This window comes from Ancylomarina salipaludis (assembly GCF_004122035.1).
Taxonomy (GTDB): Bacteria; Bacteroidota; Bacteroidia; order Bacteroidales; family Marinifilaceae; genus Ancylomarina; species Ancylomarina salipaludis.
In genome coordinates this window covers 92,168-105,431 of record NZ_SAXA01000010.1, presented here as the reverse complement: position 1 = coordinate 105,431, position 13,264 = coordinate 92,168, and the positions used below count along the sequence as shown (strand labels likewise).

Sequence of the window (13,264 nt, the reverse complement as noted above, 5' to 3'; positions counted from 1 at the left end):
ATAGAAATTTGATCTCAACTATATCGGACCACCCCGCCAAGCGGAGCTTGGCACCCCTCCTCTACGAGAGGGGAATTTTATTAGCTTTTACCTATGTTCGGAATATTAAATTCCCACAATTCTACTCTGATTGTTTCACCTCCTTTTCAAGAAAACGAGGTGAGTCAATTAATCTGATATTTCAATAAATCACCAAACCGACTTCACCATTATTATTTCTTTTGGAAATTCAAAAAACATATCTGTTTTCCTCCTTCCAAGCGTCCCGAATTATCAGGATGCCACCCCTCCTCTACGAGAGGGGAATTTTATTAGCTTTTATCTATGTTCGGAATATTAAATTCCCACAACTCTAATTGTTTCACCTCCTTTTCAAGAAAATGAGGTGAGTCAATTAATCTGATATTTCAACAAATAAGCTCAATTCCACTCTGCTTATTTCTCAAAAAAAAAAAGAAGCATCCCTATACTCAAGGATCAATTTTAAATTATCCCAATTCCAACTTAGCTGACGACACCGCCCTAAATTCAATTTCTTTTTCAATGGCTTTTAATTTTCTAAAACCATTAATTAGGAGTGGAATTAAAGCAAAGGGAACGGCTAACATCGGGGTAGGCCCTGATTTTAAACTCATGTAAAAAGTCAGTGCAAAAAGACTTAATATCAATACAGACAAGACCAAAAGCAGGCCTGTGTAAGTTCTCTTCTTTTGCTTGAGTTGAATGAGACTCAAGGCTAATAACCTATCTTGTTTCATATGATTGGGTTCTATTAATTATTAAGAATTTCAATTCAAAACACTTCCATTTTCACCAATTGCCCTTAAGGTTTATATTGGTAATCGTTTATTTTTTACCCGACTTCAATAATTTAATCTTAATCGGTTCCATATAAACCAAACAGCCTTTAGGCATCTTCAGGAGTTCGGGTTCAATCAATTGATAAAAATTCTCAAGGGTATCCGTTTGATCAACCATTTCAATCATGATGGGAAGTTTCTCAGTCAATTCCCAGAACTTAGACGAACTAATATGTGTGCTGCTTAAGCCATATCCCATAACACCACGATAAACAGTTACACCAGCGATACCTTTCTCTTTTGCCAAATAAACAATATGCTCATAAAGCAATTTCGTTCCCATTTTATCAGTTGTACTTGCGTAAATTTTTAAAACGCTATGCTCCCTTGTCTTCATATTACAATAAGTTTGATGTGATAAAACCCAAATAAACAGCCAGAAAACCCAAAAGAATACTCAAGCCCGTATATAGAAAAACGGAGAAAAATTGCCCGTTATGCATCAACATGAGATTCTCACTGGTAAAACTTGAAAATGTTGTAAATCCCCCACAAAGGCCAACCATCAATAATAATCTGAGGTCTGCTGTCAGAATGGTACTTTTATCAGAAATCCCCATTAACAAACCAATAATAAAACTCCCCAGAACATTCACACTGAGCGTTCCAATAGGAATGGCATAAAAATCAACATTCAAGTTGAGTCTTGACAGAAAATACCTGGCAACACTCCCAACAAACCCACCAATTCCAATTAATAAAACGTTCTTAATCATGATCTATTTGAGTTTTTATAAACACCTGCTATAAATCGGTCACTTTCTGTGAGGTCAATTTTGATTTTCCCATTCTACTCTTGCTATCGCAAATATTCCCGATCAGACAACTTCCTTAAAATTATAGCATTCCTAAATTAGTAAAATTCAAAAGCAAACAATAAATTAAAGCATAGTAAAACATACAAGAAACATAAAATAGAACTCTTCTATATAATTATGAATAACAGAAGAATCGACACAAAAATGAAAGGAATCTAAGGTGAATTTCTAAAACATAAGACGTTCCATACTCAAACGCATTGCGACGATACTCAATGCCCAACAAAGCGAACAAAAAACAGCACATAAAAAAGGTGTGGGACACCTCCCACACCTTTAGCTGCTCCACCTAAACCCCTCCCACCAAGGATAAGGCCAATTGGAGCACGTTCATTATCGCATAATCAAACTTATGCTAGTACTAAATTCCAGGCACAACATTCTACTCAGAACCTCCTCTTCCGCAGGGGAGCTAGCACCTTACTTCAAACATATTTTTTAGGCATAAGCCGAAGGATGTTATCATTTAAAAGATCAAATACACTGAGTCATTTCTCTTCTGGAGTCCGTATGAATATCATGCGCTTGTTTATTCAGCAACGAAACAATAAGAGCAACGGCTACACCCGAATTATGTGCACCCGAAACATTTTGAGCATACACTTTAGGGTTCACATCAGTCGCAAACATCTTATAGCGATCAACCTCGCCACTCACAAAAATGAAAGGAGGTTTGTGTTTCTTGAGGTGATCTTTTGCAGCCTTATAAATCAGACAATGGGTAGTCTCCAATGAAACCCCGTTGAGGTTATGGGGATAATGAGCCGCGAAGGCTGCTCCGGTTTCTCCATCCTTTTGGGCATAAAGGCTATAATCGGTTACATTAACATCACCCAAAGCAACAAAATCTTTGTCTACATAAACCTGCTGCCCCTCCAATGCAGGATTGGTGGGAGGACAAAGCATTAATTGGCCGTAATCTGTAAAATCGACAGCCTTCAGCTGATCGATAAAAGTGGTCGATCCCGATTCCATAAGCTTATCCCAGGAATCACATTGATAATGGCTCTTTGATTGCTCATCGCCACCATTGTGCATAAACACCTGACTCCCAATCACCACCGAACCATTAATATTGGACGATTTAAAAACAGGATTATGGGATACACCCGGACCCGAAGAGGCCGTTCCAACAGCAACTACCAATTCAATTTTCTTCTCCATATCGTACTTGAAAATGATAGGCAAAAGCTTCATCTTTTCTTCCGAACTCGACTGGAATTCCTCAGGGCTGCAACTCAACAAATCGGATATACACCAAACTTCAATTGTTTTGTAATCTGTATCCAAAATCAATCTTGGCAAAGTATCCTCAGCACGAGTCGACTTTACAGGTCCATAAGAGGGATAGGTCAGGCAAGTTAACCGAGCATCCAACTCAATACCACATTGTTCGTTTATATATTTGTTGGTCAAGACCCAACAGACCGGATCACACTCCCAGTACTTATTGACAACGATAATAACTCTTGTTTTTTTGCTCATAATAATTGAATAATAGATTTATTTGAAATTCGATAGTTAGGGAAGATTTTAGGGCGCATCAACTTTTGGAGATAAGGGAATCACCTCACTCACCCAGGCAATAATCTGTATCGAAGACTTATTGGATGCAGGCCCGGACATCAAAAAAGGCCCCAAATAGGCGGTCGCACTATTGGCCAACGACTTATCCATAATCGTTTTATCGTCCTGATGCCAGTTGGCATTCAGTTTAACGTCTCTTGCAATCAGCATGCCTGTTGGAATCAGAGGTAGTGCACCATCATTTACTTTGGATGAGCCCGAAGAACAAAAACCAGCTTGCTGGCCGGACAAATACCACTGATTCATTTTAAAAAACAACAAATTGAACCAGGGTCTTCTGAACTCGACAAAAAGGTATTTCATATCCAAAGACTTTATTTCTGTCTTCGGATTTAGTGTACTTACCATTTGCCCTCCCAAATTCCATTTGAGATTTTCTTTTCCCTGAATCGTTCCAAAAAGACCATCCTCAGAGCTGTTGTTCAAGTCAACCGACACCTCGCTAAAGCGGCTAATATCAGCCGTGGCCCAATCTTCAGGACTGGCATAAACGGGTCTCCAGTCACCTGAGGTGCCATCCATATCCTGAAAAAATTCTTCCTCAAACTGTTTCCTGGCATTTGCAATTACACTGCTAACAAAGGGATCGTTTCTCAGAATACTGGCTCCATTCAGAAAATTGGCATACAACATTTCGGTTGAATATGGGGATGCAAAATAGTTCTGATCGAATTTTGGCACAGGATCAACCAACTGCCGAAAGGCAAACAGAGGTTTCAAATCGCCATTGGGATTGGAACCGGATCTGGCATCTTTATAGGCATCAGGATCAAGACTGACAGGCAGTTGATTCAATTGAAAAATGGGTTTGTTTTGCGATTGGACCTCAAGCACATTGGCAGATAAGGGAGACGTTCCGATAAAGGAAGAAGCCTGCTGAAGCCCTGAAGCAAACTGATTACCGGAAAAGCTCAGGCCTGTTTTGACAGGTGATATCAGTTCGGCGGTCTCAAATTCACTGGCTCGGGGTAGTTTGACTGAATTGGCTATTGCTTTTATTAAATCCATAATCTTTTCTAAAAAAACAAGCTACAAACCCATGGCTTGTGTGCTTTAATTTTCGATTTATCACATTAATAAGAGGTGAGCCAAAGACTCACCTCTTTTGATCTAACAAGAAGAATTAATACGATTTTGCTTCGTCCTGCTGATTTGCACCTTCCAGTTGTTTAGCTGATTCCGGTGGACTAAAAGGCATAATGCTATTGATCCATCCAATCAGCTGCAGACCTGGCAACTCAAGTGTTCCCCCATCAAACTTCGCTTCAAAATTACTTTTCGACGAACTATGAGAATAACTTCCGCTCACACTGAATGGTCCCCATCCGCCTGAAGCCTTGGTTGAAATTGATTTTGAAATAAAGCTTTGATCTTCAGAAGAAAAATCGGCTGTAATTTTTACATTACGAGCAATGATAAAACCGGTTGGAATTAATGGCATAATACCCAATAGGTTTTCGATTTTTGCATTTGAAATACCACCCTTCTCGATACCATTCACAAACCAATCCTTCATTTTCAGGATCAATGGGTTGAACCAGGAACGCTTGATGGTCACATTAATCAATTCAGCTTCCAGTGTTAAATTTTCAGCATCCATATGCGATCGCTGCTCTTCAGAACCTCCTGAAACGCCCGCTGAAGCATGCCACAAGCCCCAGCCTCCACTGGCTTCTGTCGCATATTTCGTCGCAGAACTACTAGCTGTTTTATTTAAATAAGAGCTCTTGAATGTCAATTTTGACGCCTTACAACTGTCGTCGTACCAATTGGTAGGCATTGCATACGAAGGCAACCATGGATTGCCACCTGGTGTCGATGGCGCCAACTGATGCTGCTCATTAATCATCTTAATGCTTTCAGCAATCACATATCTAACGGCATCATTAATGGTAGACACAAGCGCATTTTGAGCCTCTTCAACTTCGGCTTTATTGGCACGAACCCACTTATTCCATGCCTGATCCAAAGTCAGCTGAAGCCCGGGAGCAACAGCATTCCAAGCTCTCTGATCTTCTTTTTTGTCCAAATCGTAACCATTATAAGCCGTACGATATCCACCAACTGCCGTAATATAAGCGGCTTGTGCCTCATCGTAAGCATCGGCCTCAGGGCTAGGTTCGGTTACTGTTTTAGTCCCACTCATTGTCTTCTTCTCAACGGCAACATTCAGAAAATTGAAGGCCTGCTGATAAAGTTTCTGCTGGTCGGGATTGGGTTTGCTATCAGAATTGGCGTTGCGTATTATAGACCCGTATACATCCGAAACCTTTTGACCTGAATCGCTCCACATGGCATCGGTGTTTGGCAAAGCATCCACCATTGCCGAAAAGAGTTCAGCCTTGGTTAAACTCCCATTGGGATTGCCGGGATTCATCATATCTGCAAAATCATCAGGATTGATGACAATATTTTTTGCAAATTGAATAAAGGTGGTATCCTTATGCCAGGAAGCAACCTTACCATCAGGCGCGTAGGTGATGGCATCAAAAAGACGATCGTATAAACTCTCAAGAACTTGTTTTTCTTTATCTGGTGTCATAATTTCAGTTTTAATAGATTAAATTATTTCGATTAAATCAGGCCTATAAGGGCATCTCTATGATAAAAAACCTTTGCATACACACTATCAATCAACCCCTCCTTTACGAATAAGTAACCAAACCTCACGGCTTCGGTATAATCATAAAATTTTTTCGTAGAAGAAAGACCCGGGAATAATCCGGGAAAACTCCCGGATACAGATCTTTGCCTAGTGTTGTTTCGCCATCTGATTGGTTAGCGTTCTCGCTTCTGCCCAATCAATTCGACCCGAGTTAGCTCCAATAACAACATCATTACCTAAATTGGTTCTGAAATGCCAGTGCGGTTCAATTGCCGCAGGATGAACCAAAGGCCAGCTTAAGCAAATCTGGGTAAATTTATCACCTCCGTTTTGTGTGTGAAAAATTTGAATAGCCTCTTTAATACCAATTTTATATTCGTCAAACGCCACAATCCCAAGCGGACACACAACCGGCTGTGCCATTGTTGTTCCAAGCAAAGGCGCCTGTGCTGAGTAAAATGAATAACAGTCACCATCCTTTGAACGTAAAACAATATCCCAACCCAAAACATCACTAAGATCTGAACCCATACCATGCTTAATACGAGCAGTTTTTCTTAACAGACCATTAAAATTGACACCAGTTTCTTTTTTAGCGCTAGCTAGTAATTCTGAAATTTTCATAATTTTGGTTTTAATTTTATTTTAAAATTGAATAGGGCATAGGCGTTTACTCACATGATATTGATACTTAATTCGCACTTAAATCCGATATGCTTGTGGTATTCGCTTATGCTTAAACTATAGTCACTGAACCTCCTTCCTTTTTAATGTCTTTATTTATTAAACAATCCTATTTTATATCTCTCATCTTAAAGGGGTTTTAATCCAAAACAACATTATAAAGTTTATCAATATATTCATGGGAAAATAGCGTAAAAATACGTGTTTTGTTCATGCACGTATTTTTACGCAGGCATCAAACAGTAAAAATGAACACAAAATAAACTTCCCATAAAAACCAGACTAACAAAACTTTACCTCCATAAGACTTTCATCGTTTACAATTGGGGCTCCAAAAACACATCTAAACGATCAGTCGCACCAAAATTGTGAACCAGGGTTATCGTTTGACTTTTATAATTGACAGCCCGAAACTCAATAGGAAAGGTTCCTGCTTCGAGATTTGGGATACGGAAACCACCCTTTTCTCCTCTGATAATATGCTCAATTTCAGCCTTAGGGATCAATATTTGAGCATGGGTAATGGGTTTGTTGGTTCTTTTATCCTTAACCGATCCAACCAGAGCCATTTTACTACTGCCTGGTTTATCACGCCTGACGGACTGTTGGTAGGCCGAATACAGGAGCGGATTCGAGTTTTTATAAAAACTCTCCATTAGCTTATCCAACCTTTCGGTTTGCAAAACATCAATATCTTTGGCAATTTTCTTAATGGTTTTGGTTGCCTCCTCTCTCCTCTTTCTCATTTCCTGAGGCAATGGCAAATAAGTACGCATTGCAGTAATGGCGTCTCCCAAGCTTGTATACATGGCTTCAGTAATGCCAATAGCAGCCCAATCAGCAGTATGTTTATCACAATATTTTGCGATTTCCATCGCATATTTCAACAGATTTGTATACGACATATTCAGCAACTTCCCTTCGGTCGATTTAAAGTTCTCAATGTCATCCATCTTGTTATTCTTCAAACAATCGTTGTACAACAGATTGATAATTTGAATCAAACAAATGGCGAGCATGGCCTTTTTCTGATTTTTACTGATGGTATACCCTCCATAATTGATACTTTGTACACCTATAGCCTCATTGAATTCGATGCTTTTAGTAAGTATCAATTGAATTAATTCCCAAATAACAGGCTTGCTTTCGAGCTCTGCTTTATGTGCTGTTATAAAATCGTTAAATTGAAACAGCATGTTTTGAGTAGCTAAATACTTTTTATTCATCACTTCAATTTTTAAAGATTTACAAAACCAATGCACTCTTGCGTTTGGCAAACTCATATCTGAACCAAACAAACTCACAATGCTTTTTATAAAATTTGGCAATCGCCTCCCGAAACCCTGCAAGGCAGTAAAACCAAGCTATTCAGAATAATAATGCGACCTGTCAAAGTCTATTTCTCTGTAAGAGATGGCAGATTTTCTGTAAGCCAATTGACATTCTCTGTACGAAAATCAGCTCGCTCTGTATGCCAATTGAAATTCTCTGTATGAAAATTCATCCGCTCTGCATGCCGATTGAAATTTTCTGTATAAAAAACAGTCGTCTCTGTATACCGATTGAGATTCTCTGTACGAAAATTAGACCGCTCTGTATGCCGATTGAAATTCTCTGTATAAAAATTCATCCGCTCTGTATGCCGATTGAAATTCCCGGTAAGAAAATTTGCCGTCTCTGTTTAAAATTTTAGTTAGTCATTACTATTCAACATTGTGTATTTAGAAATAAGGGAAGTCTTATTTCAAGTTTTTGGTGGGATTATTAGATTTCAATTATACTGATTACTCAAAATCAATATAAAAAGCTCTTCCGGAAGAAACTTTTAGAGAATAAATAGCCATTCAAGTCAAACTTATGATTCAAACCTTTAATAAGCTATGGATCGTTTTCTACAATAAAGTTAAAGAAATTATTCTTTAACTTCCAAACTTAAAATTCACTTATGGACGAAAAAAGTTTATTCATCAACAAAAAACACTCGTTTAAGGATGATTAAATAATCTGATTTTATTGGCATTCCCGAACAATTAGGGACGACTATTTTTTACATCAAATATTTTCCTCGAATTTTAATCCTGATCTTTTTCACTAAACACCGAGTAATCAAAAGACTATTCGAAAACGAAGATATTTTATTGTTTTATAGCTTTTATTTTCCAAATGAGCCAAAGGAAGGACCTGGTGAGAGGGCATAAAAAAACCCAAAACCGGGGGGCTTTGGGTTATTCTTTTGAGGCAGTCAGACTCATTTGAATCCTACATATAAAATGAGTTAAAAAACAAGAACTCCCTTGGATTCTAATTTAATGGTGCGCGATACAATCGCGCATCGGCAATGGCACAAACATCTCTAAATCCATCTATTGAATCTCAATGGACTTTCAGGCACTTTGGGCATACGGGGTCTCTGATCAAGCTTTGCGGAAATACTAAATATGCATAATGCGAAGAGTATAATAGTATAGCTTATATAAATAATCATATTACCTTCTGAAATATTTGTACTTCATACTAGCTAATTCTGAATTAAAAGAAGTAATTAATTTTAAATCAAGTGCATTAGCAATATCTCCGTTTCCTTTTAATCTATTTAGGAACATAGGTTTATTACAGTCTAAAAGCCAGTTCGCATCAAAGTCATCATAATTGAAAGTATCAGGATTTAAAAGCCATTTCTCGAAGTCATTAAGATTTGTAAATCCTTTTAATTCTTCTATTTCAAAGTCAATGTTGAATTTATAGATTAAATATACTAATCTAATAAATAGCCCATCAGTAAGCTTTAAAGTCCCATATTTGTATACCCCATTTCCTTTGTGTTGATTTATATAATCACAATATTTTTGAAAGTATCCATTTGAATTGTAATTATAATCTGATTTATTAAGTAAGTCAAAATAAAAATCACCACTAAAATTGTCATTTAGTTCATTTTCTATCATCTCAATTAATATTGATTTGCATTTTTCATTACACACCTTAATTAAATGTAGTAGGTGAGAGTAATTTGCGCGTTTACCATCATCAGAACTACTTTTTAGAATTGCAGTTTGAATTAGTTTTGTATTCTCGATTTTATAATTAGAATAAAACTTTCCTATCACAATAGAAGTAGTTTCTATCAAATCGGTATATTTAGTATTATAAAATTCATCTCTTTCAATGGCAATCTTTAAAATATCCATCAACTCATCAGGGACAAATAGATAGCCTTTATCTGTAAGAAAAAATGAGAATTGTTTTAAATCATTCCATGCTAATTCTGTTTCTATTTTTAAGAACTTTAATAATGATTTTTTAGAACTGCTGAATTGTTCTTTATCAATTTCTAACCTTCTAAGAATAGTAAACAAATTTGAGAAGATATTTCTATAAGTAGCTCTAAACCCATAATTAGTTAAATACTCTTCAATCAAAGAACTTTTATAATGGTCATTGAACAAGCCATCTCTGAAATATGATAATGTAAAATTATTGAGCTTTTGTAATAAATTATCAACACATTGTTTGTTTAATTTTATCACATCAATTTCTTTTAGTACTTCCTGTAGGTCACTTGGGTTAATATGGAGTATTGCTTCTGTTAGAAAAAACTCATTGAATTCGGTTATTCCTACTTCTTTGGTTTGATAACTTATGACAAGTCCTTTGAAAACTTTCTCTGTGAGAGATTTATATCGGTTAAAGACATCATAAATGATATAATTTTTATTTACATGTAGATAAAGAGAAAAATATGCCTGAGATAAATTAAACGGCAAATTAGGACCAGCATGTTGCACGCCTCCATTGTCATAGAGATTTTTTAATTTTTCTATTTGAAATACAACATCTTCAATTTTATCTTGTAACTTATAAATTAATTTATCTTCCTTTATTCCAATTAAATAGTTTTTAACGTCCCTATCAACGCTGAATTCGATTTCATCATAAATGACTTTGTCTAAATCAATGGATTTTATATCGTTTAAAATCTCCTTTCCATCAGCGTACTGATAATCACTTATCAAGTTGTGTAAATATTTAATATTTAATTTACTGAGAAAGTATTCAATCTCTTTAGTTTCCCTTCCTTTAGTCGTTTTTTCAATTGACTTTAAAATGTTATATGCATTCTTGTAATTATTCGAGGCTACTAAATAATTTCCGAAGGCATACTCTGTTGTGTTTAAATCTTCATTGCCTAAACCAGCTTTTAGTTTTTCAAGTAGTTTTTTAAAGTTTAAACTTCTGAAGTTGCAACTTAAACAATCACACTCCTTATTATCGAATAGCTGAATTCTTTTTGTTATACCTTCTTCTTTTTCTTTAAAATGAAATGAATGTCTGGTACTAAAGCCAATTGTTCTTTTATTTTTCGCTTCAATTTGTTTGTAATCCTTTATTGCACTTATTTCATCAATCATACACTGATTCAGGAATATAAATGTTGATTCAAGTTTATTTCTTGCATCTATTACATTTGAAGTCGCAATCTCATTTTTTAATTGTTGAGAAATTATCAATTCATTATTTTCAATTTCAATTTCAGATAATAGCTTATAAAGCTCAGCGTTTATTGTAAATAAGTTACGGTTATGATATTGCCACACATGCTCATCTAGAATATTGAATGGGAAAAGAGTTGATATGTAGTTTGGGTCAACAAAACCTAAACCTTCAAATTTATGAATGCAATTATATAATTTATCAATAATATGAATTGGTAAATCTTGTTTCTCAGAAAGTATTTTTGATTTTTCCAATAAACGGTCAGTTTGTGAATTACCTTCTTTCTTTATAAAGTTATCCTTATGAAATAAAAAAAGTAACGATTTTAACTTATCCTCATTAACTAAATCTTTAAGAAAAAATGATTGATATTTTGAACTATCATTTGAAATATAAAATCTTGTTTCCTTTATATTTGATACAATAACCCATTTACAGTTGCCTCCCATTGTTGGAGCATAGGAAAAACCTTGCTCTACGGGTGTTTGTTCGCCTCTTCTATTTTGTTTTGAATCAATTCCAGTTTTCGCATCTTTAAATTCAATAACTGCTCTTACATCATCTTTTTTACCTTCTTTATAAAAGTATCCTAATGCACCGTCAGATTTTTTTCCGTCAATAATTGATTTCTTTTCTTCACGCAACAGCCATTCATTTGAATTACCATAATTAAAACCCAATACGTCTCCAAAAAACTGAGTAATGAACCTTGATTTTATTTCTTCTTCTTTGAGTGTTTCGAATTTTCCTGTTTCTAACTCTTGAACTAGACTCTTAATAACAATCGATATACCCCTGATATCAGGAATAGAAGTAATCCTAAAATCAGAAATATAATGTGATAAAAAATTATCTGTAAATATTGGAGTTGCTTTCATAGTATCGAATCATTAATGCAGAAGCGAGTTAAAACAATAAAAGCATGTGTTTGACAAGCAAAGGGGAGTTACAAGTATGAGCTGACAAACTCTTGCTTTTCGCGTTAGGTTTTTCTATTATTTCATTTCCTTCTATACTCATTAATTATATTAACTCGTTCATTTATCGGTTTCTGACTAACGGTAAAAATTAGTCTTTGATTTTCAGTGATTTATATTTTTATCGTTCGCTTCAATAATCAATGAATTTTTCCTTTATAGAGCGAATTGCATATAACGGTCGACGCTATGAATAGTTGCCGATTTCGGAGGGTTTTACTTTCTAGTTTCATTGCAGTTTATGCGAGCTAGAAACCTTCGAATGCCACTGTCTCGGCAATTATTTATGAGCGTGTGTTGTGGTGTCGTTATTCTTTAAAATTAGTTATTATTTCAATTTTAGGAATTGTTTTAGTTGCATTAACTAAAGTGCTGTTTGTACTTAAAAATTGAATTAGAGAATCCTTTTTTTCTTTGTCCTCTACCAGTATTGCAACGATATCATCTTCATTGAAAGTTAAATTATAGCTAACAGGCAAAAAGTCACTCTTCTCTGATATATCGCGGTATTTTATTGAACGCCATTCTTTCTCTTCATATAAAATTTTATCATGAATAGTATGATTATTTGCTGGTTGAGTAAAATCATCTTTGTAAATCCGCATATACGAATCTCTTCTTTCTAATTCGTTGTGTAGTTCAAAAATCCTATTAATAAGTGAACGCAAAAATTTTGCTAAAACATTTCCCTTTTTATATCTAGTTAAAATATGATATATATCTCTGTACTCAGTTTCCAGTTCGGACATTTCTCTTAATAAAGCTGGGTTTTCATTAATTTCAGTCTGGAATGTATCAGATTTTAGTTTATCAGAATCTTTTAATACAGAAAAAATTACATATTCCTTAAGTACATCATCACCCCGACCATTAGATCTTTGTCTAATATCCCTATATCTGTTCTTGCTCTGGATATAGTCTTGAGAGATGCCAGGTGAATTTTCATGTACATATCGTACAGGTGAAACACCATTGTTAATTCCCCATTCTTTTGTAAGTACAATAGCATTGTTGCCATAGCAAGCTCTGTGACTACGAGAATCTTCTATTCTAATATCACAAAAGCAGACAATGAAATTTTGCTGTATTAAATTCTCGTATGGTATTGATTCATTCCATTTTGTATGTCTAAATCCATTTTTCAAGATAGATTCAATTATTTTATAATCTTGTTTAAAGTGATAAAGATTTTCAGAGCTTAATTCATGATTAGGCATGTTCGTTTTATGTTATTTATTT

Annotated in this window: 10 protein-coding genes; all 10 read right to left on the bottom strand. The window is 35.4% G+C overall.

The genetic code is table 11. The annotated features are described in order from the left end of the window. Window positions 1-488: 488 nt before the first annotated feature. Window positions 489-758 (bottom strand): hypothetical protein, encoded by a 270-nt coding sequence (locus EO244_RS11745; RefSeq protein ID WP_129254873.1) that lies wholly within the window; start codon window positions 756-758, stop codon window positions 489-491. An 88-nt stretch (window positions 759-846) separates the two neighbouring features. Beyond that, entirely contained in the window at window positions 847-1,197 is a 351-nt protein-coding gene (locus tag EO244_RS11740) for a DUF190 domain-containing protein (protein ID WP_129254872.1), read from the bottom strand. 1 nt (window position 1,198) lies between these two features. Next, on the bottom strand, window positions 1,199-1,576 hold the full coding sequence (crcB, locus tag EO244_RS11735; protein ID WP_129254871.1) for a fluoride efflux transporter CrcB: 378 nt from the start codon (window positions 1,574-1,576) through the stop codon (window positions 1,199-1,201). A gap of 576 nt (window positions 1,577-2,152) precedes the next feature. Continuing rightward, window positions 2,153-3,163 (bottom strand): hypothetical protein, encoded by a 1,011-nt coding sequence (locus EO244_RS11730; protein WP_129254870.1) that lies wholly within the window; start codon window positions 3,161-3,163, stop codon window positions 2,153-2,155. A 48-nt stretch (window positions 3,164-3,211) separates the two neighbouring features. Further along, entirely contained in the window at window positions 3,212-4,273 is a 1,062-nt protein-coding gene (locus tag EO244_RS11725; protein ID WP_129254869.1) for a hypothetical protein, read from the bottom strand. A gap of 115 nt (window positions 4,274-4,388) precedes the next feature. Next, entirely contained in the window at window positions 4,389-5,807 is a 1,419-nt protein-coding gene (locus EO244_RS11720; RefSeq protein WP_129254868.1) for a hypothetical protein, read from the bottom strand. Between the two features lie 210 nt (window positions 5,808-6,017). Further along, complete coding sequence (locus tag EO244_RS11715) at window positions 6,018-6,494, bottom strand: hypothetical protein (RefSeq protein WP_129254867.1); 477 nt, start codon at window positions 6,492-6,494, stop codon at window positions 6,018-6,020. Between the two features lie 377 nt (window positions 6,495-6,871). After that, entirely contained in the window at window positions 6,872-7,780 is a 909-nt protein-coding gene (locus EO244_RS11710; RefSeq protein WP_164977482.1) for a carboxypeptidase regulatory-like domain-containing protein, read from the bottom strand. Window positions 7,781-9,040: 1,260 nt separating this feature from the next. Continuing rightward, the gene (locus EO244_RS11705) at window positions 9,041-11,926 is read right to left on the bottom strand and encodes a hypothetical protein (protein ID WP_129254865.1); all 2,886 of its coding nucleotides are present in this window, start codon (window positions 11,924-11,926) and stop codon (window positions 9,041-9,043) included. Between the two features lie 407 nt (window positions 11,927-12,333). Further along, a complete protein-coding gene (locus EO244_RS11700; protein ID WP_129254864.1) occupies window positions 12,334-13,242 on the bottom strand; it encodes an abortive infection system antitoxin AbiGi family protein in 909 nt (302 codons plus the stop codon). Window positions 13,243-13,264 lie beyond the last annotated feature (22 nt).